The following is a 19,788-nucleotide window of genomic DNA, read 5'->3' as shown; positions in this document are numbered from 1 at the left end:
TTTCTGTATGAAGGAAATAAATCATGATGCTGATGTATGATTTTATTACTATAAATTAGAGTGACATGCTAGAGGATACATGCTCTTGGAGAAGCGGCTCAGCGGACGCCCCCAGGAAAGTAGCAGCCGGAACGGAAATCAATCTCTCGATTTGCAAAAGAGCGTCCTTCATTTTTTTAAATAAATAAGTACCTAATGCAAAAAACTTCATTAAATATTTATATTTTCTTTCGCAAAGCTTAACATAGCTTTCTCTTTTTTGGACAACCTAAACTAGAAATAATAGCATGAGGTGATGATCATGAAAATAGAAAGGTCGTCCGAATGGGAAGAAGGCTTTATCAATAAACTAAATCATCTTGAAAAGTGGGATAGCTGGACATTGTACAAGATGAATTATGACATTGTGAAAATGAAGTTAATTACTGATTTCACAGGTTTACAGGCGACAAAGTATTTACCGAATTTAAAGCCACTTACACACCAGTTGGAAGCGGCAGAAACAGTCATTGAACGTATGAATGGAAAGGCGATTCTAGCTGATGAGGTAGGTCTTGGTAAAACAATTGAAGCAGGTTTAATTTTAAAAGAATATCTGATTCGAGGACTCGTTAAAAGAGCGTTAATATTAGCTCCAGCATCTCTTATTAATCAGTGGATTGAAGAATTAAATATTAAATTCCACATTCCAGCAATAGCTTATAAAAAAAATGTGTCGATTGAGCGCTATGATGTCCTTATTATGAGTATGGATACAGCGAAGAAGAGTCCTCACAAAGAGCGCATTTATGAGCAGAATTACGACATGATTATTATCGATGAGGCACATAAACTAAAAAATCATAAAACCCAAATTTATGAATTTGTACAAGGCTTAAAGAAAAAGTTTTGTTTATTATTAACGGCAACACCGATTCAAAACGATGTTTTTGAATTATTTTATCTTATTTCTTTACTTAAGCCTGGTCATCTTGGCAATTATGATACATTTCAATCTGCATTTTCGGCAAGCAAGCATGATTTAGAGCATAATGATTATTTAAAGGAATTAGTGAATCAGGTGATGGTGAGGAATAGGAGGGAGGACACGGGCATTGAGTGGACAAATCGCCGTGTTCAAATTGTCCCTATTCGATTTACGAAGGAAGAAGAGGAAGTTTATAATCTGCTCGGAACGCTTCAAAATACAGGCTCTTTTTCAATGATTACATTGCAGAAGGAAATGTGTAGTAGTAAAGAGGCAACAGCCTTGACGTTATCTAAAATGCTTGAAGACAATGCACAATCACAAGAAATTGAAGATATACTAGCAAAATTAATGGCATTAGAAGTGAATTCAAAGGCGAAAAAGACACTAGAAATAGTCGAACAGGCCAAGGATAAAGTGATTATTTTTACAGAGTATAGAGCTACTCAAATTTATTTACAATGGTATTTACATTCTAACGGTATTACGAGTGTCCTGTTCAACGGTAAATATAATAAAAGCAAACGTGATTATATGAAGCATCTTTTTAAGGAAAGGGCGCAGGTTCTAATCGCAACAGAGGCAGGCGGTGAGGGGATTAACCTTCAATTTTGTCATCATGTCATTAACTATGATTTGCCCTGGAACCCTATGAAGCTAGAGCAACGGATTGGTCGTGTGCATCGTTTAGGGCAAGAGCATGATGTTCATATTTATAATCTCGCTATAGCCAATACAATTGAAGAGAATATATTAGCATTACTTCATACGAAAATTGATGTTTTCGAAAAGGTAGTCGGCGACTTAGATGCGATTCTATCTAACTTTAAAGAATCTGTATAGTGTAAGGGAGAAGGACTATGTATCCACAGCAAGTTCATAGTTATTTACGAGAATTTTTTAATGAAAATGATTGCCCTATTTTAAGGGAAGATCAGCATTATCTCACGGTACAATTAACAGTTGATATTGATAAAAGAATAATGAATCGCCCTTTTTATTGGCAATACGTAGAAGCAACAAATACTGAGGCAAATCCAGCCCAAGTAACTTTCATTACAGATCAAACGGCATCAGCTGGGAGCCTTTATGGCGAAGCTATTCATTTCGGTTCTCCGAGAATGAACCAGCTTTTTCAAGCAACAAGGGAGCTAGGAGCTTATGTTCAGCTTTTTGAGAAGGTGGATACCGCAATAGGGCAAGTTATCCTTACGCCATGGTTAGGTGTTAATTTTAAAGTGTCATATTGCTGCGACCAAACGAAAGAAATGCTTTATTCATTGGGTATAAACTTGCTAACTGGGGTCATAAAAGAGGATTTTCAAGAAACGATATGTACATCCGATTTTGACACTGTTCCAGCAGATAATGCTTTTCATGTTCAATTTATTATAAAGCCCCTTAGAGCACTTGAAAGATTAAATGCTACTATTGAAAAAATAATTGAACAAGATGATCATTCATGGGCTACTGAAGCCAAAAAACGATGGCAACGTGATCAGCGGGTACTCGATTATTTTTATGAAGAGGAAGATGACAAACCCGAATGTTATGATGTTGAAAAGAAGGCATTAGAGGAACAATACGATACAAAAATTAAAATAGAAATTATTAGTGGTGGAATATTTTATCTTTATTAAACAAGGAGCTGTCCTATTAGAAGGGACAGCTCCTTGTCATTTAATCTTCTTCAAAAATACTTTGTAGTTGCGCCAACTTATTATCCCAAAACAAATCAAAGTACTGTAGCCAGTCTTCAATCTCTTTTAGTTTTTCGGCATGTAATGTGTATATTTTTTCTCGTCCCTTTTTTTGGGCAGAGACTAGCTCAGCTTGTTCTAAAATTTTTAAATGCTTCACGACAGCAGTTCGGCTAATAGAAAAATTTTCAGAAATAAGTGAGATCGGTTTATCACTTGAGGCAAGTAGCTGTAGGACATGACGTCTTGTTGGATCAGCGATTGCTTGAAAAACATCATGCTTTACAGCAAGCGGTGTCATTGTGATTCTACAACTTCTTTTAATTTTTTGCCGATAAGCATTGTCCAGCCGCCATCCATAGTTGTACGAATAGCTTCAGCAGGCATGTTAGTTTTAGGAATGATATGTGAAGCTTCTTTCCAGCCACCATGAGTTAATGTAAACTCTGTTTGCTCACCAATTTCTTTCAGTTCAAAAGTGACAAACCATCCATCTGTATCCCATGCAAAACGAACAAAATGTGGAGCATCTACTTGTTCTACTCGACATGGTGAAGGGCCAAACGGTGATTGTATTGTAAATTCATGCCCTTCAACGGGCTTAAAATTGCTTGGCATAAGCCAAGAAGCAATCTTTTCAGCGTCTGTTACTGTTTCCCACACTTTTTCAATCGGTGCATTGAGTGTAACTGTTTTAACAATGTTCTCTAGTTTTTCAGTCATTTAAAATGAACTCCTTTATAAAAAAATGTAACCATAAGGTGTTATGAATATATAACACCTTATGGTTGCATGTCAATTATAATTACTTTGGATAAATTTTCACATCACGTCTTTTGGTGTAGTTGTACATATGTTAAAATTATTTTTATAATTTTCTGATTAAAAGGGAGGGTATTAAAGTGGTGAACATATCTGTCTTTTTATTAATGTGTATTTTATTAATTATTTTGCCTGGTCCGGATACGGCGATTGCAACAAAAAATACACTTACCGTAAGTAGAAAAGGGGGCTTACAGACTTTACTTGGTTCGTGCTGTGGATTATTGATTCATACATTTGCAGCAGTTATTGGACTTTCCGCGATTATTGTAAAGTCAGCATATGTATTTGCCATTTTAAAATACGTCGGAGCGGTCTATTTATGTTACTTAGGTATTAAAACTTTATGGGCATTACGAACAATACGTACGCAGCCTCCTGTTGTGCAAGATGAGGCCCAAATTGATCATAAATATTCGCAGCAATCATGCTTTAAGCAAGGCTTTTTAACGAACGTAACAAACCCGAAGGTGGCTGTATTTTTTCTCACATTTTTACCTCAGTTTGTAGATGGCAAGAGCGGTACATTTATACCGTTTCTTATGATGGGACTTATTTATACGGCGTTAACAGGATTTTGGTTTGTGTTTTATGTTTACTTATTGGATAAAATTAGCGCATTTATGAAAAAGCCAAGGACGAAAGCTGTAATCGAAGGATTGACAGGTGCAGTGTTAATTGGCTTTGGCATTAAATTGGCATTAGAAAAAGCCCATTAAGGGCTTTTTTTTGCGGCTAAATTTTTGGGGAAAATTTATTTTAGTAGTAGGGATCACTTTCTAAAAATAAAAACTTCACGGATAAATATCCCGTGAAGTACTTTATATCCAGCTAGAAGAACAAGAAGCCAATGCTAATAATAATGCCGGTGAAGATTAAAATGAATAAACAGAAGCCCATTATATCTCTAGCCTTTAAGCCAGCAATTGCAAGGGCTGGTAGTGCCCAGAACGGCTGAATCATATTCGTCCAAGCGTCACCCCACGCGATTGCCATGGCAGTTTTAGCATAGTCGGCACCTAAAGTGGTTGCAGCGTCTAGCATAATAGGAGCTTGTACCGCCCATTGCCCACCGCCTGATGGTATAAAGAAGTTAACAAGTCCTGCAGAGTAAAATGTAAACAAATAGAAGGTATGTTCATTAGAAATATTGACGAACCATTCTGAGAATACAGCAGCTAAACCAGAAGCGGTCATCATACCCATAATCCCTGCATAAAACGGAAATTGAAAAACGATGCCTGTTGTTGTTTTAATAGCATCTTGTGCAGCAGCAAGGAAACGCTGTGGTGTCCCGTGGAAAATGATCCCTAACACAATAAAAATCGTATTGATCACATTTAAATCAAGAACAAAGCCTTTCGTCATAAAATGATGTACTAAAAATACGAGTCCAATAATAGCAATTAAAATCGTTAAAATATAACTTCTTTCAGAGCGGCTAGCAAAGTTATTTTCAGGTTTAGGCAACGCTGTTTTTTCCTCTACTAATAAAGTAGGGTCAACCTCAACCGAGTCTTCTTCTTTTGGCATCATCCAACGATTAAAGAAAGGTAAAGTGAAAACGATCACAATAACTATAAATAAGTTATACGTTGAAAATAATGTAATGTTTGTTGGGATGATCCCCATAATATCCGCAAACTTATGACCTTCAGTAGCTATGGATAACGGAATTGAGCCAGCTAATCCACCGTGCCAAATAACAAAGCCTGAATAGGCACTAGCAATTAATAAACGATAATCAACTTTTTTAACATGCCGAGCAATTTCCTTTGCAAATAGGGCACCAATGACAAGTCCGAAACCCCAGTTAATCCAGCAAGCGATTAGCGATACAAATGTAACAATAATAATGGCCATACCGGGTGTTTTTATTTTACTTGCAATGGCTGCTAATCTTTTTTTAAAAACGGGACTATTCGCTAAAATATGGCCTGCAGCTAAGACAATCACCATTTGCATTGTAAATTCTAGTAAACTCCAAAAACTACCTCCCCAATATGTCACCATATCGAGTGGAGAAGCATCTGTTAATGCAACCCCTAATAATAACGTTAATACTGTGAGTATAGTGACAAAAATGTATGGATCAGGTAAATATTTTTCCATGATAGCATTTGAAATTCTTGTTAACGTTTTCATGTTTGAAATCCCCTTTCCTTTTCTGCCATCCCTTATGGCTAATTGTACATAGGGAAATGAATAAAGAAAGATAAATCGGTAATCAAGCACAATAAAATGAACGTAATGTAGAAATAAACGGATGATTACTATTGCGGAATATAACTGTGATTAAAATCATAACTAAGCCTTATGGCTATTATGTTTGATCCACGTGTTTTTAAGAAGAAGGATAAGTAGAAAATGAGGAGAATCTATTACTAAATAGAGAGTTTTGGAATATTTTTTATAACAAATTAGAATAAATGGAGGGGTATCTAAATGGAGTTGCGGGATTTAAAAGCTTTTATGACCGTTGTTGAACATGGGAGTTTTTCAAAGGCAGCTAATGAATGCTTTATGTCACAGCCTTCATTAAGCAAAAGCATTAAAAAGTTGGAGAATGCTCTTCATGTAGAGTTGTTAAACCGATCTACACGTAATATAGAATTAACAGACGCTGGTAGTATTGTTTATAAACAAGGACAAAAAATAATACGTTCTGTACACGATTTACATATATTATTGGATGATTTATCGAACATCAAAACAGGTACGATTAAATTAGGAATTCCGCCACTAATTGGCACACTATTTTTCCCTGAAATTGCTCGAAAGTTTCATAAGCAATATCCTAAGGTGCATTTAGAGCTTGTGGAACGGGGAGCTAAAATGATCGGAACGTTAGTAGAAAATGGCGATGTTGATATGGGAATTGTCGTTATACCTACTGATGAAAGGAAATTTTCTGTCCAATCATTTGTGGAAGATCAATTTTTTGTCTTTATCAATGAGTCCCATCCACTAGCTCAGCAAGAACATATTCGATTACAAGATTTAAAAAATGAAACATTCATTATCTTTACAGAGGAATTCACATTACATGATTATGTTATTAAATCATGTAAAAGCGTAGGATTTACACCAGTAGTCGGCTATAAAAGCTCGCAATGGGATTTGATAGTGGAGCTAGTATCCTCGAACCTAGGGGTGACTCTTTTACCATATTCAATTGCCGCAAAGCAGACGAACAGGAATGTCAAAATTATACCGTTACTTAATTTTGACATGCCATGGCGTTTAGGCGTTATTACGAAGAAAAATACTTATCAATCCTTTGCATTAAAGCAACTACTCCATACAATACGTTCTGAAAATTGATATATGCACTTTTAGAATAAATAGTATTCTAATTTATTCCTTTACTTATAAAACGGTAGTAAGGTAGAATTTTTCTTAATAAACGAGAAATTTTAGGGGGTTTCGATATGGGGAAGGGGAAAGTGTGGAATTCGTTTGAGGAGGCCGTCGCCGACATTAAAGATGGAGATACGTTAGCAGTAGGGGGTTTCGGGCTATGTGGAATCCCTGAAAAATCTATTGCATCGCTAGTTCAAAGGGGAACAAAGGACTTAACGGTCATAAGCAATAACTGCGGTGTGGATGATTGGGGTTTAGGTCTTTTATTAGCAAATAAACAAATCAAAAAAATGATTGCATCCTATGTAGGTGAAAATAAAATTTTTGAGCAGCAATTTTTAAGCGGGGAGCTTGAAGTAGAATTGACACCACAAGGTACGTTAGCGGAGCGCATGCGAGCTGGTGGAGCTGGGATTCCGGGTTTTTACACAGCTACTGGAGTCGGAACACCCATCGCTGAGGGGAAAGAAGTAAAGGTTTTTGATGGCAAGGAATATATTTTAGAAAAAGGTATTGTCGCCGACTTTGCACTAGTCAAAGCATGGAAGGCGGACAAGCTAGGCAATTTAGTTTTTAGAAAAACATCACGTAACTTCAATCCACTAGCTGCAATGGCAGGAAAAATTACGATTGCAGAAGTAGAGGAAATTGTTGAAGTTGGAGAGCTAGATCCAGATCATATCCATACACCTGGTGTGTTCGTGCAGCGGGTTTTACTAGGTGGTAATTATGAGAAGCGTATTGAGCGTTTGATGATAAAAAAGGGGGATGCGTAAATGGCTGATACAAGACAAAGAATAGTGAATAGAGCAGTAAAAGAAATACAAAATGGCATGAACGTCAATTTAGGTATTGGTATTCCAACGCTAGTGGCCAATGCAATCCCGTCTGACTATGACGTCCTTTTACAATCAGAAAACGGGCTTCTTGGCATTGGTCCATACCCGGCAGAAGACGTGGTCGATCCTGATTTAATTAATGCAGGTAAAGAAACGGTCACTGCAGTTCCAGGTGCCTCCTTCTTCGACAGTGCCGAATCATTTGCCATGATTCGTGGAGGCCATATCGATCTGGCTATTTTAGGTGGCATGGAAGTATCTGAAACGGGGGACCTTGCGAACTGGATGATTCCAGGGAAAATGGTGAAAGGTATGGGAGGTGCCATGGACCTTGTAGTCGGGGCGAAAAGAGTAGTCGTCGTGATGGAGCATGTCAATAAAAACGGTGAGTCAAAAATAAAAAAGCAATGCGAGCTGCCTTTAACTGGAAAGGGCGTGGTGCATAGATTAATTACAGATTTGGCTGTTTTCGATTTTACAGATGAAGGGATGCAGCTTATAGAATTAGCAGAGGGTGTCACGGTAGAGGAAGTAAAAGAGAAGACCGCTGCTTCTTTTAGTGTTGCTTTAACAGTATAAATTAAATGAAACCAGTTCTTTTGATAGAGCTGGTTATTTTTTATTAGGAGTAGCAACAAATGAATATACATGAATTAAAGTACGATATTATAAAGCAATTTAGCAAGAGCTCTGTTAAAGATAGACCATTCATTGTCGCGATTGATGGATTAGGTGGTGCAGGCAAGTCCACTGTAGCTAACAAACTGGCGAAGGAGCTACAATCGATTTGTGCTGTAGAATTAATCCATATAGATAATCATATCGTAGAAAGCAGTAAACGTTATAATACTGGCCACGCAGAATGGTATGAATACTATTATTTACAATGGGATGTTGAATTGATTAAAAATAATATGTTGTTACCCTTACATAAAAACAAGTTACAATTCCGACTACCATTTTATAATCAATCAGCAGATACCGTTAACGATAGAAGAATAAAATTAGAAACGAATAGTATTCTTGTGATCGAGGGAGTATTCCTTTTGAGGCATGAATGGAATAACTTTTATGATTATCGTTTATTTCTAGATATCCCTCGAACAGTTCGAAAGGAAAGAGTATTACAAAGGGATTCCTATATTGGAGATTTTCAAGAACGGCTAAATAAGTATCAAAGAAGATATTGGCCAGCTGAGGAGTATTATTTAGAAAAAGAAAATCCGTTAGCAGCTGCAGATAAAATTTGTGATTTTTTAAAGTAGAAATGTCGCTTCACGGGTATTTACATGGATTTCGCGGGTATTTCGGACGAGCATGAACGTTTCTTTTGATTTTTCAGACTATTGGCTGTTCTCTAGCTCTATTTTTCCGTTATACAATGATGGTAAAGGAGGGAATTAATTATGAGACAACAATGGTCAGATGATTTTCAGGTGGCACAGGTACGTGTAGCAAGACCGACTGATAAAATAAAGGAAATTGAAGAATTTTATTGCGAAGGCGTGGGGTTAGAAAAAATAGGCTCTTTTTCAGGGCATCGAGGCTACACTGGTATCATGATTGGTCTTCCGAATGCCAGCTATCATTTAGAATTTATAGAGCATATTGAAGGAAGTCCTTGCCCAGCACCAACAAAGGATAATTTGCTCGTACTATATATTCCAAAGCGTTCAACTATACAGCGTATTGCCGAACGCTTATTGCAAATGGGCTATCCTGAGGTGGAACCAGAAAATACATATTGGGCTGAAAAAGGCGTCACAATTGAAGATCCCGATGGCTGGCGTCTAGTATTAATGAACACAGAGGGGATTTAAATTCTTTTCAGCAGAATGTTTTAAGTACCGAAAGCATAGCGGCAGGTTCTATCTTTTATACCCTATGTGGTATTAAAATGCGACCTTTAATAGGGAAGGGTAGAAAAGGTATTCTATAGGAATTTTATTACAAAAACATTTATTTTAAGCAATTAAAAAGATACCCCTTCGTGTATACACGAGGGGGTATCTTGTCATTGAAATGCTCTAATGTCCTAAAGAAGCCTCTTGATGATAATGAGTAGCAGTAGATTCAATATCTAGCTGGGTATAATTTGCCCAATTAACCTTTTTAAAATCTTCCTCACTAAAGTAAATATTTAATAGTTCATTCATAGATTTGTCCCCATTTGGTTCTGTTAACGGAGCAGACCAACTAATAGCTGGAGTTTTAACACTAGGTAGCTTAGACAGCTCTGCAAATATTTTAGTGGAATCCTTTAACATTTGATTTTTCATACCTTTTTTCACATCAGTATCCTGAATAGAGATTGATACGGTACCATTCTTTTCTTCCACAGTGAATTTATTTTTAACGATAGCTCCCACTATATCTTCAACTGAAGTATTTTTATCGACAGCAACTTCCTTTGGAGCAGTATTTTTCCCGCAAGCTGATAATAAAAGTGTGGCTAGTAAAAATAAATAAAATAACTTTTTCAATGTAATAACCTCCCTTGTTACTACCATATATGCGCAAAATGGAGGAGAATTATACAAAAAGAAGATAGCTTTTTTCAAGATTAACATGGAGTTACATCCTCGTTTTAAGTGCGGTTCTCGATAAAGACCAGAAATAACAATAGGAGGTATTCAAAAATGAACTTTTCAGAGTTTAAAAACTGTCTTTTGACAATAAGTGAAATAATTTATTTTGATAACAATGAGTATCTTCGTGAAAAAACATCTAATCCGATTAAATTAAAAGAAATGATAGACATTGCTGAAAATTTACTTACAAATACAAAGAGTGAAGATGAGAAATACTTTCTAATGGGAACACTGGGGAACTTATATAGAATTTATGGAGAACCGCAAAAAGCCATTATTATTTTATCGGAATGCATTAGAATTGCCTGCGATCAGAAAGATAGCAATCGAGAAATCGTGTCATTAATACGCCTAGGGGAGGCAATTAAATATAACGGTAATCCAATAGAAGCATTAGAAATCTTCAACGGTGTTTTAGATAAATGTGAGGCAGACAATAATTTGTTATATGTGGACTTTGCCATGCAACATAGAGGAAAGTGTTTATTAGAATTAGGGAAAATTGCAGAGGCAGAAAAATGCTTTGAAGGAGCATTAAAGTTAAGAGAGCATAAAGGGGATGTATTACTTATTGAATCTACCCGACAAGCATTGAATTTTATAAAATAAAACGAAACACATTTTTATGTAAAAGGATTTATGGGGGGCAATTTATCCTTATAAGTTCATTTAAATCAGTATAATTTGAATACAGCTTACAAAAACTTGTAGTAAACGGAGACCGTCATTTATGATGGTCTTTTTTTATACGATAATCTTGTAAGCGTATACACTTTTAGCGGAGTTTTTTTCTTTTAACTATTGAATTGCTAGTGAAAACAATGTATAGTGAAGTGATTTGTCTGACGTCTGACTGTCTACATATTTTCAGTTTTAAAATATAAAGCTGTTATTCAAGTTTCAATAATGGAACATAATGAGTGAAAGAAGGATTTGTAGTTTCGGATATCGAACGCGCAAAAATTATTAATATAATTTATGGAGGAACTCATGAGATACTTAATATCCATTTGTGGATTGCTACTTGTTTTTGGTTTAGCTCTGTTAATGAGTAAAAACAAAAAAGAAATAAAATATAAAAACATAATTATTATGTTGATTATCCAATTTTTATTTGCAGCATTACTGCTAAATACAAAGTTTGGTTATGTTCTAATCAAAGGATTTACAAATGTATTTGATCATTTATTGTCTTACGCAAGTACGGGCATAACTTTTGTTTTTGGTGGTTTAGCGAATGAAGGGGAGTATTCCTTCTTCATAAATGTGTTATTACCAATTGTATTTATATCTGCATTGATAGGGATCTTACAGCATTTTAAAATTCTTCCTTTCATTATGAAATGGATAGGTTTACTTTTAAGTAAAGTAAATGGCATGGGGAAATTGGAATCATATAATGCTGTTGCGTCTGCAATGGTAGGTCAATCTGAAGTATTCATTACTGTAAAAAAACAATTAGATAAAATTAGTCCACAGCGAATGTATACATTATGCGCATCTGCAATGTCGACTGTTTCTATGTCGGTTGTTGGCGCATATATGACAATGATTGAACCAAAATATGTTGTAACAGCGATTGTGTTGAACTTGTTTGGCGGATTTATTATTGTTGCAATCATTAATCCGTATACAGTAGAAGAAAACGAAGATATTTTAAAAATTGAAGATGAGCAAAAGCAAACTTTCTTCCAAATGCTTGGAGAATATATCATGGATGGCTTTAAAGTAGCTATCATTGTAGGAGCTATGCTGATCGGTTTCGTAGCATTAATGGATTTAATCAATTCACTATTTGATATGATTTTAGGTATATCTTTCCAAGATATTTTAGGTTATATCTTTGCACCAATTGCTTTCCTAATGGGTGTACCTTGGGCAGAGGCTATTACTGCCGGAGGAATTATGGCAACTAAATTAGTAACGAATGAATTTGTTGCGATGAAAAGCCTTGGAGAAGCAACGAAGTCTATGAGTGCACATACAGTAGGTATTATTTCGGTCTTCCTTGTATCCTTTGCAAACTTTGCATCTATCGGTATTATTGCTGGAGCGGTAAAAGGTTTGAATGTAAGACAAGGGGATATAGTTGCTCGTTTTGGTTTAAAGTTGTTGTATGGAGCAACGCTCGTTAGTATTTTAACGGCTACAATTGTAGGTTTCATAATTTAATAAAAGTTGAACTGCACTCCAATGGATAGACACATCACACATCTATTGGGGGGCAGTTTTTTTATGATTAAAGTGCGTGGTTATTGCAATCATGGATGGCTAAATCGGTCCAACAACGTGAGGTGTTTTAACTTCTGCCATATAAAAAAGCCACTTTAAAGTGACTTAGAAAACTACAAAGACCACCGTCGTTAAGATAGTCATTTTGTTAAAGTAGTAGTGGAACCTTTTCGAACAAAGTGAATAAAAATGAGTAGTATTAATTGAAATAGTACAACAAATAAAAATACAATACCCAAAATAATGAAAGCTATCATTTTAAGTTCAGGAGTTTGAACTACCCCTGCAGAATCAACTGTTCTTAATCCAACAAATAATGCCCCAGCAGCAAAAATGAATAACCATACAATATTTAGGGCCCACCATATTTTCGTACCCAAAATAAATATCTCCTTTCTATTCTAAAGTCGAACGAAGACCAATAATCATTCTAAAATCAATACGCTGATTAATAAAAGGACTTTTGTTGATAAAATGCTCCGACTAATATTTTTCCTTCAATAGTGTAATTGTAACATTTTTACTTTTTATAGGAAATAAACTTTAGGTGGTGCAATCTCTCAGCCTTAAGATTAATTTCCTTATAATTCACAAAGATGATTAATTAATTAAATGAACAAAAACAAATAACCAATATCAGTCATGTTGATAAAAAAATCACCCTCCAATTAATTATGAAGGATGATTTGTTCAAAAGCCTTGTGGCTGTATGATTAAATAAAAAAAGCCGTGTATGGTCTATGTATTCTTTGATGTAAGTAAATTAAAATCGAAGTACAGATATAAAAGAAGAAACGGCATAAATTATTATACCAATACCGAAAAACATCAACTTCTTATTGATCTTTCTCAAATCACCCGATTCTTTTTTCATCGCTTTGTAAAACTTTATCGTCATAAACGTACCGCCCATCAATAACACAGCGCAACCGATAGGTGGAACGATGTCCAATCCTACGCTCTTACCCATTTCGATGGCCGCCACCGCTATAAAGTATATAAAGGCTGCAAACAAATAAAGAGCCTTTTCCTTCCTCTCTAATTTTCTACTTTTCTTTTTCTCCACTTTATACAAATGCTTCAAATCTTCTTGGGACACATACTGCGCAACGATGGCTTCTACTTGCTTCGCATATTGTTTTTGAACGTTGACCGTATAAAAAGCTTCGTATTCTTTAGACGATCGCTTTAAAATATCTTTGAATCCTATTTCAAACGGAATGTTACTTTTTTCTATGTGTTCGATAATTGCCAGGACAGTATCTTCTGAATGTCCGATTAATATTTTCTTTTTAAACAAACTAGCACCTCTACGAAATAAGTTAAAATACGCTTAATTATACTATTTCATTTGGCCCATTTTGTAATCCAAAATAATACATACTCTTTTAAACATCTGAACCTCAATCTATAATGCTTCCAACAAATTCCCCATAAAAAAATCTCCCATAGTTTTCACTATGAGAGATACTTCAAAGCCATGTGGCTATATGATTAAATTAAAAAGCCGCGTATGCCGTAGTTATTATAGAAAGTTTTAAACCACCACTCCTCAAAGTGGGTGTTCGCAGAAGCTTTCCTGCTTATCCTCATGCACCATGGTGTGAGGCCCGTCATTCCAACTCCAATAATAAAACTCCCTTTTACAGCTTAAAGGTTAAAACTTAATATTGTACGAACAATGCAGCCTTTAAGGATATAATAAGGCATGTTAAAAGAACTTGCAAGTAAGATGGTTTGTACAAAAAAGTCAATGGGCGAGTGTCCCAATTCAAATGTTTTCAAAATGAAATATCTCCAAAAACATGGAACCGATTCATACTTTATTCACAAATACGAACGAAAAATACGAACAGCCTTTACTTAGCAGGGCCGAGTATGTAAGATAAAGGGGCATATATAGGGTTTACCTAGAAAAAAAGTATAGGGAGGAAGCAGAAATGGCAGCTTATCCAAATTGTCCGAAATGTAATTCTGAATACACATATGAGGATGGAACAAACTTTGTATGTCCAGAATGTGCACATGAGTGGAGCACTGATGGAACGGAACAGGAAGCAGATACGCTAATCGTAAAGGATGCTAATGGCAATCTACTTGCGGACGGCGATTCTGTTACAGTTATAAAGGATTTAAAAGTTAAAGGTAGTTCTTCAACATTAAAAATCGGGACAAAGGTGAAGAGCATTCGTCTCGTTGAAGGCGATCACAATATTGATTGTAAAATCGATGGCTTTGGTGCAATGAAATTAAAGTCAGAGTTCGTTAAAAAAGCATAATTACTGTAAAAAGAGTCGTGAAATGAATCGCTCCAACTTGATGTTGGAAGGCCATTCTAAATCGGCTCTTTTTTATTTTATTCAGCGGATGTCTAGACGCCTACTGAATAAAAATAAGGCCCGGACGCAATTACGCCAAGGTAAAATTTATTTTAACAAAAATTAGTAATTACTGTAACATTTAGAAAAGATATGCGTTTTACTTGTGAAAAAACGAAATGAGGGAGATGGCATGGACAGACAGCGGAAAAACGAGCTAGAGCAACTTTATGAAAAATACGCGAAATCGTTATATTATTTTCTGCTGAAGATGTCTGGATCAGTACATATAGCGGAAGATTTAGTTCAAGAAACATTTGTGCGAGCCACGGTATCTTTGTCGTTTTATAAAGAAGAGGATGTGAGAGCATGGTTATTCAAAGTAGCACGGAACACGTACCTAGATGAATGGCGCAAGCAAAAGAGACGAAGGACAATTCCGTTCGCACACTTATTTTGGAAAGATGAAATGCTAAGTCCATATGGGTTACCAGAAGAGGATTTTTTAACGCAAGAAGTGGCACAAGATGTACAGGCGCTGCTGAAATTTTTGCCTGAAAATTACCGAACGATTTTATATTTACGTGAATATGAACAATTCACCTACTTAGAATTGCAGGAGGCACTAGAGCTTTCTGAGGGGCAGGTGAAAATACTTTTGCATCGTGCTCGCAAAAGGTTAGAAGAAATAGTAAAAAAGAATGGAGGTTTTCAACATGACTGAATGGTCGCAGGGGAATGAAAAAAAGATTCTAAGAAAATATCGTTTTACGTTAACATTTCGAGTGCTACGTATATTGCTAATATGCTTCGTTATTTATGCTCTCTATATAGCAGGGGTGTCCATCGTTTTTGAAAAAACGCGTCCTGATCTTAAGCATGCTTATAACTCTTTAATAGTACTTGAATGGCAACATCCAAATATTAAAGGTCAATACTCTAAGGGTTTGCCTGCAGAAATAACACCATTTCTAACACAAAAAATGAGTTATCCTCTTGAGAAACAGGTAGGAAAGGAAAAAGTAGTAGTTGGTGAAATGCGTGTTGAAAAATCAATATTAAATTCTAATTCATCTATGAGTATGAACTTAACGTCGATAAATACTTCACAACAATTTAATTTTAATTTACCAGAAGATCCTGTGACGGGAAAAGCAACCTCATCTCATCTTAACAATAATGTATGGAAGGCGTTAGAAAAGTTACCTGAGGGAGCTGTAGCGGAAATGGCATTTTCGACTTCAACATTTAAAGAGCCTAAAGATTTGGAAAAAATGCTTGCTCCGTACGATGTCCGAATCGTTTGGATGCCATTATATACAGGCGAGTTTAAATCCTTTGAACCAACCTCTTCTGACCGCATTAGTGGCACAATTACAATTAATGATAGAATCGGGCTATCAGGTGGCTTAACAGTTAGTGATGATTATTCACATATATCTGAAGCACAGGACTTTACAAGTTTGAGAGATAGCCAGCGTTGGATGCTGAAAAATATGGAAAAGCTTTTAGCTGAAAAGGAAAGCTATTACGAAGGATTTCTAGGTTTACACCATTTGCAGGAACGCTATGATTATATTAAAAAGAATGGATTTCAAGCTTATGGTGCTGTTGTAACAGGACCGGCAAAGAGGTTATTGATGCTTCGAGATCTAGAAGGTATTTCTAATGCAATGCTAGGGGATGTTGAACTTATGAATGGGTACAATTGGTGATGAAAGAAGTTGTCTCAAATACTTGAGACAACTTCTTTCTGCAAGGTGGAACATTATCTTTTAAACTTACGAAATAAAATAGCAAAAGCAGCGCCGATTAGTGCAAAAATAGTATGTAAAAGTGCTATGTAGCTAGCTCCAATCAACAGTGTACCGATTTCTGCGAATGAGTAGTAGGTGACATAGAGTGGGTTATTGATATTGTCAATAATAGCCCATACAAAAACAGGTACAGAGCTGATGGCAAAAACAATCCAAATATTTTTGTAAAAGAAATAAGTAAGACAGCCGAAAATCGCGTACGATACAACAAAGCTTGTTTGATTGCCAAGTAAGGAAGAGTTAATGGCAAACATAAAGGATAGTACGATAAAAACAAGATGGAAAAATGTTACCGTTCTTTTCATTAGTAAAGGATAGCCTAGTCCTTGCTTTGAAGTAGCGAGTTGCCGACAATGCTCACAATTAGCTAAATGGTGCTCGACAAATTGGATAGTAGTTGCTTGGAGCGCTTGTTTCTTATACAAAGGTAATAAATCCTCTACAATTGAACATTCCTGTGACAAAAGCTTCCCTCCAATCGCTCCTTTCCATTATACGACTTTTTGGAGGAAATAAAAAAAGCCTTCCGCGAGTTCATTCGTTCGGAAAACTTGTACATGCACCTATTTAATTTGACGTTAATACTTCATTTGTCAAAGCTTGAATATCAATATGTGTTTTTTCTTTCACAGCATCCTTCAGAATCTCGGTACGGAAATAGTGAACCGACGCATCAAGAGGAATAGTTAAAATCTTGGAAAGGGCAGATTGATACATATGCACAAATTCTTTATCTGTGTTTCCGCGCTTTAACTCAGCAAAGGCTTCATAAAATTGGTCAAGCTTATCAGCAAACTCAAGTAGGCGACCTTCGATAGTTTTATCCTTACCTTCTTTCATACGCTCGAAGAAGATAGCCTGAAACTCTTGTGGGATCTCATCAATAATAAATTTCTCCATCATTTTTTCTTCCACATGTGCAAGCATTTTTTTAAGCTCTGGGCTCGCATGCTTTACTGGAGTTTTAATATCACCGATAAATACTTCAGCAAAGTCGTGATTGATGGTTTTTTCATATAATGATTTCCAATTAATTGTAGCTCCATTCATTTCCTCGAGTGTGGCAAAAAACATCGCATACTGTGACACCTTCCAAGAGTGGGCAGCCACATTGTGCTCTTCAAATTTGAAGCGTCCAGGGCATCGAATAATACGCTCTAAATCGTTTAGACTTGTAAAAAATTGATGAATACCTATAAAAATCACTCCTTTTTGTTCTATATGTGCATGTTACTATAATATGTTTTGAAGAGTCTAGGGATACAAATTTACAATTATCTAGGTGTATCACCAAGCATATTTGCTACTATTGTCAGGAACAAACTGCTCACATAACATCAATGCGTACGATATCTCTAATTATGATAGGCTATGCTCTTCGGTATTGCTTTAAATGTGGTAATTAGTCATGCTCTTTACTTCTTTAATATATTGTGAAAGTTATATTAAATTTTCCCCAATAAGAAAGTTTATAAACACAGGTGAAGGAATTACTTTTAAGCTATTTGAAAAACTGATCAATATTCTCAAATTTATTTGTAGAAAAAAGCCACTCGTTTTAAGCGGCTTCGATAATTATTTTAAATTAATTAAACCTGTTTCAGTACCAAAAATACCAGTTTGTACTTGAAGTTGTAAATCAGTTGCTTCTGCTACTTCTGGAGCAAGGTCAAACACAACCTTACCTTTGATCTCCATGTCTGGATTTACTTCCTGTAAGAAGAAGCTGTTTTGAATGTTTCCATCATTACCCTGGTTTGCAGACATACTTGCAACACTATCGGATTCGTATGTTTTTTCACCTCGTTGTAATTTAAAGAAGCTTGCATCAATAGTTACAGCTTTATTTCCATTGTTTTTGTAAGTAACATCTAGCACAACGTATTTTCCACTTGCTTTTTTCGGTAATACAGAAGGTCCTACTTGATCCGCTAATTCTACTCCATTAAGTGTAAAGACTGCATCTCCAACTTCTAATGCTGTACCGATTCCGACAACTTTATCTTTATCGTCTTTTTTTCCAACCTCAGTAGAAACTGGTTGTTTTCCGTTCTCTTTATCCTTAGTTGAATTATCACCACCACCAAGTGCAGCGATAATTACTCCAAGAATGATTAAGGCTATTAATCCGCCACATCCAAATTTGAAAAATTTCTTCATAGTAACTCTCCTTTAATATGTAATATTTCGTTCATATGAAACTATACCAAATTTACTATAATGTGTCAGTAGTAAAATTAATAGGGAATAAAAACAGTTAATTGTAATTGGTCCGCTGTTAAGCTAGTATCTAACAATGATTCAATTTGCGTTTACAAAGGATTCACAATTGGCGATAAAGCTCGCTTGTGTTGAATGCTATAATGAGGGAGAAATGAATCAATTATGCGTCGGCATAATTGCGTCCGGAATCGGCTTTGTGCTAGCACAAGGAAATCCTTTTCGATTCCGTGAAAAGGGGAGTACGCAACATGATTTCAATTTATACAATTCTTCTTTACATACATATTTTAAGCGCTGTTCTTTCGATTGGGCCTTTGTTCGTTGTTCTAACAATTGTTAAGAAAATGCGTACAGCGTCTCATGTTGAAATGTCACCTTACATTGAGGCGTTTAAAGGAGCAATTACGATCGTCAAGCATTCGGGGCATGTTCTTGTTGCATCCGGTATTTTATTAATGTGGCATGCCGGCTATCATTGGAGTACCTCGTGGATTGTTCTTACATTCCTCGTGATGTTTGCCTCTATTGTTTTTTTAGCAAGAGCGTTCAAACCAACATTACAGACATTCAACACACCTGCCTATGACCAGCAAAAATTTGCTGCACTGCTACATCGCAAAGCATGGATGTACATTTTGTTATTGCTAATCATGTTATGGCTAATGGTAGCAAAACCTGTGCTTTGGTAAAGGATAAAAAATGCACCTAAGTTTTTTTAATGTTGCTGCCGCTACGTTTCACTGCGCTTTCGCACAAAAAAGATCTATTGGCTGAAGTTTCGTTTATCCCTATAATTAGAGTGATATACCAAAGGATACATGCTATGTGATGTGGTTGACTGGAGTGGAGACTGAGCGACTCCTTGGGGATTAGCAATAGAGGAACGAAGGCTAAGAACATCACATCCTGTGATAAC

23 protein-coding genes and 1 other RNA gene are annotated in these 19,788 nt (G+C 35.9%); 14 read left to right on the top strand and 10 right to left on the bottom strand.

Going from position 1 to position 19,788, the window contains the following annotated elements; translation table 11 throughout:
* The first annotated feature begins 295 nt into the window (after positions 1 to 295).
* Both AC3WSK_RS20175 and AC3WSK_RS20170 read left to right on the top strand, forming a co-directional pair.
* Positions 296 to 1,810: a DEAD/DEAH box helicase gene (locus tag AC3WSK_RS20175; protein WP_427484522.1), complete on the top strand. Its 1,515-nt coding sequence runs from the start codon at positions 296 to 298 to the stop codon at positions 1,808 to 1,810.
* A gap of 17 nt (positions 1,811 to 1,827) precedes the next feature.
* Positions 1,828 to 2,607, top strand: a complete 780-nt coding sequence (locus tag AC3WSK_RS20170; RefSeq protein ID WP_427484523.1) for a YqhG family protein — start codon at positions 1,828 to 1,830, stop codon at positions 2,605 to 2,607.
* 40 nt (positions 2,608 to 2,647) lie between these two features.
* On the opposite strand, the gene AC3WSK_RS20165 is transcribed toward AC3WSK_RS20170, so the two are convergent.
* Positions 2,648 to 2,968: an ArsR/SmtB family transcription factor gene (locus tag AC3WSK_RS20165; RefSeq protein ID WP_079563036.1), complete on the bottom strand. Its 321-nt coding sequence runs from the start codon at positions 2,966 to 2,968 to the stop codon at positions 2,648 to 2,650.
* Positions 2,965 to 3,390: an SRPBCC family protein gene (locus AC3WSK_RS20160; protein WP_492414404.1), complete on the bottom strand. Its 426-nt coding sequence runs from the start codon at positions 3,388 to 3,390 to the stop codon at positions 2,965 to 2,967. Before AC3WSK_RS20160 ends, AC3WSK_RS20165 begins: the two co-directional genes overlap by 4 nt.
* A gap of 206 nt (positions 3,391 to 3,596) precedes the next feature.
* On the opposite strand from AC3WSK_RS20160, the gene AC3WSK_RS20155 reads away from it, so the two are divergent.
* A complete protein-coding gene (locus AC3WSK_RS20155) occupies positions 3,597 to 4,208 on the top strand; it encodes a LysE family translocator (protein ID WP_170939027.1) in 612 nt (203 codons plus the stop codon).
* A gap of 112 nt (positions 4,209 to 4,320) precedes the next feature.
* Here AC3WSK_RS20155 and AC3WSK_RS20150 read toward each other — a convergent pair whose 3' ends face one another.
* Entirely contained in the window at positions 4,321 to 5,634 is a 1,314-nt protein-coding gene (locus AC3WSK_RS20150) for a short-chain fatty acid transporter (protein WP_492414403.1), read from the bottom strand.
* A 300-nt stretch (positions 5,635 to 5,934) separates the two neighbouring features.
* Here AC3WSK_RS20150 and AC3WSK_RS20145 point away from each other — a divergent pair, with 300 nt between their 5' ends.
* From AC3WSK_RS20145 to AC3WSK_RS20125, 5 genes are all read left to right on the top strand, one after another.
* Positions 5,935 to 6,813 (top strand): LysR family transcriptional regulator, encoded by an 879-nt coding sequence (locus AC3WSK_RS20145; RefSeq protein WP_079563040.1) that lies wholly within the window; start codon positions 5,935 to 5,937, stop codon positions 6,811 to 6,813.
* A gap of 107 nt (positions 6,814 to 6,920) precedes the next feature.
* On the top strand, positions 6,921 to 7,628 hold the full coding sequence (locus AC3WSK_RS20140) for a CoA transferase subunit A (RefSeq protein ID WP_427484526.1): 708 nt from the start codon (positions 6,921 to 6,923) through the stop codon (positions 7,626 to 7,628).
* Positions 7,629 to 8,270, top strand: a complete 642-nt coding sequence (locus AC3WSK_RS20135; protein ID WP_079563042.1) for a 3-oxoacid CoA-transferase subunit B — start codon at positions 7,629 to 7,631, stop codon at positions 8,268 to 8,270.
* Positions 8,271 to 8,329: 59 nt separating this feature from the next.
* Complete coding sequence (locus AC3WSK_RS20130; RefSeq protein WP_492414402.1) at positions 8,330 to 8,956, top strand: nucleoside/nucleotide kinase family protein; 627 nt, start codon at positions 8,330 to 8,332, stop codon at positions 8,954 to 8,956.
* A 141-nt stretch (positions 8,957 to 9,097) separates the two neighbouring features.
* On the top strand, positions 9,098 to 9,511 hold the full coding sequence (locus AC3WSK_RS20125) for a VOC family protein (RefSeq protein WP_079563044.1): 414 nt from the start codon (positions 9,098 to 9,100) through the stop codon (positions 9,509 to 9,511).
* 207 nt (positions 9,512 to 9,718) lie between these two features.
* Here AC3WSK_RS20125 and AC3WSK_RS20120 read toward each other — a convergent pair whose 3' ends face one another.
* Entirely contained in the window at positions 9,719 to 10,174 is a 456-nt protein-coding gene (locus tag AC3WSK_RS20120) for a hypothetical protein (RefSeq protein WP_492414401.1), read from the bottom strand.
* A 156-nt stretch (positions 10,175 to 10,330) separates the two neighbouring features.
* Between AC3WSK_RS20120 and AC3WSK_RS20115 the strand changes: the two genes are divergently transcribed.
* Positions 10,331 to 10,891 (top strand): hypothetical protein, encoded by a 561-nt coding sequence (locus AC3WSK_RS20115; protein WP_427484530.1) that lies wholly within the window; start codon positions 10,331 to 10,333, stop codon positions 10,889 to 10,891.
* 381 nt (positions 10,892 to 11,272) lie between these two features.
* Positions 11,273 to 12,454 (top strand): NupC/NupG family nucleoside CNT transporter, encoded by a 1,182-nt coding sequence (locus AC3WSK_RS20110; RefSeq protein WP_079563047.1) that lies wholly within the window; start codon positions 11,273 to 11,275, stop codon positions 12,452 to 12,454.
* 200 nt (positions 12,455 to 12,654) lie between these two features.
* Here AC3WSK_RS20110 and AC3WSK_RS20105 read toward each other — a convergent pair whose 3' ends face one another.
* From AC3WSK_RS20105 to ssrS, 3 genes are all read right to left on the bottom strand, one after another.
* Positions 12,655 to 12,894, bottom strand: coding sequence for a DUF3923 family protein (locus AC3WSK_RS20105; protein ID WP_079563048.1), 240 nt, complete (start codon positions 12,892 to 12,894; stop codon positions 12,655 to 12,657).
* Between the two features lie 383 nt (positions 12,895 to 13,277).
* Positions 13,278 to 13,814: a hypothetical protein gene (locus AC3WSK_RS20100; protein ID WP_492414400.1), complete on the bottom strand. Its 537-nt coding sequence runs from the start codon at positions 13,812 to 13,814 to the stop codon at positions 13,278 to 13,280.
* Between the two features lie 200 nt (positions 13,815 to 14,014).
* A non-coding RNA gene (ssrS, locus tag AC3WSK_RS20095) (6S RNA) lies at positions 14,015 to 14,207 on the bottom strand.
* A 247-nt stretch (positions 14,208 to 14,454) separates the two neighbouring features.
* On the opposite strand from ssrS, the gene AC3WSK_RS20090 reads away from it, so the two are divergent.
* The 3 genes from AC3WSK_RS20090 to AC3WSK_RS20080 all read left to right on the top strand — a co-directional run bounded on the left by AC3WSK_RS20090 (position 14,455) and on the right by AC3WSK_RS20080 (position 16,547).
* The gene (locus AC3WSK_RS20090) at positions 14,455 to 14,793 is read left to right on the top strand and encodes a zinc ribbon domain-containing protein YjdM (protein WP_079563050.1); all 339 of its coding nucleotides are present in this window, start codon (positions 14,455 to 14,457) and stop codon (positions 14,791 to 14,793) included.
* A gap of 232 nt (positions 14,794 to 15,025) precedes the next feature.
* Positions 15,026 to 15,556: a sigma-70 family RNA polymerase sigma factor gene (locus AC3WSK_RS20085; protein WP_079563051.1), complete on the top strand. Its 531-nt coding sequence runs from the start codon at positions 15,026 to 15,028 to the stop codon at positions 15,554 to 15,556.
* Positions 15,549 to 16,547: an anti-sigma factor gene (locus AC3WSK_RS20080; RefSeq protein ID WP_427484533.1), complete on the top strand. Its 999-nt coding sequence runs from the start codon at positions 15,549 to 15,551 to the stop codon at positions 16,545 to 16,547. Before AC3WSK_RS20085 ends, AC3WSK_RS20080 begins: the two co-directional genes overlap by 8 nt.
* A gap of 53 nt (positions 16,548 to 16,600) precedes the next feature.
* Here the strand turns inward: AC3WSK_RS20080 and AC3WSK_RS20075 are convergent, their stop codons facing one another.
* From AC3WSK_RS20075 to AC3WSK_RS20065, 3 genes are all read right to left on the bottom strand, one after another.
* Positions 16,601 to 17,113 (bottom strand): zf-HC2 domain-containing protein, encoded by a 513-nt coding sequence (locus AC3WSK_RS20075; protein WP_079563053.1) that lies wholly within the window; start codon positions 17,111 to 17,113, stop codon positions 16,601 to 16,603.
* A gap of 103 nt (positions 17,114 to 17,216) precedes the next feature.
* Positions 17,217 to 17,855, bottom strand: coding sequence for a YfbR-like 5'-deoxynucleotidase (locus tag AC3WSK_RS20070; protein WP_492414399.1), 639 nt, complete (start codon positions 17,853 to 17,855; stop codon positions 17,217 to 17,219).
* A 369-nt stretch (positions 17,856 to 18,224) separates the two neighbouring features.
* Positions 18,225 to 18,809, bottom strand: a complete 585-nt coding sequence (locus tag AC3WSK_RS20065; RefSeq protein ID WP_492414398.1) for a DUF4352 domain-containing protein — start codon at positions 18,807 to 18,809, stop codon at positions 18,225 to 18,227.
* A gap of 311 nt (positions 18,810 to 19,120) precedes the next feature.
* Between AC3WSK_RS20065 and AC3WSK_RS20060 the strand changes: the two genes are divergently transcribed.
* Positions 19,121 to 19,561, top strand: coding sequence for a hypothetical protein (locus AC3WSK_RS20060; RefSeq protein ID WP_079563055.1), 441 nt, complete (start codon positions 19,121 to 19,123; stop codon positions 19,559 to 19,561).
* Positions 19,562 to 19,788 lie beyond the last annotated feature (227 nt).

The sequence above is a fragment of the Lysinibacillus sp. EB271-A1-10B genome (assembly GCF_058791335.1).
Note: the sequence above shows the minus strand (reverse complement) of the source record. Positions and strands in the feature narration are given on the sequence as shown.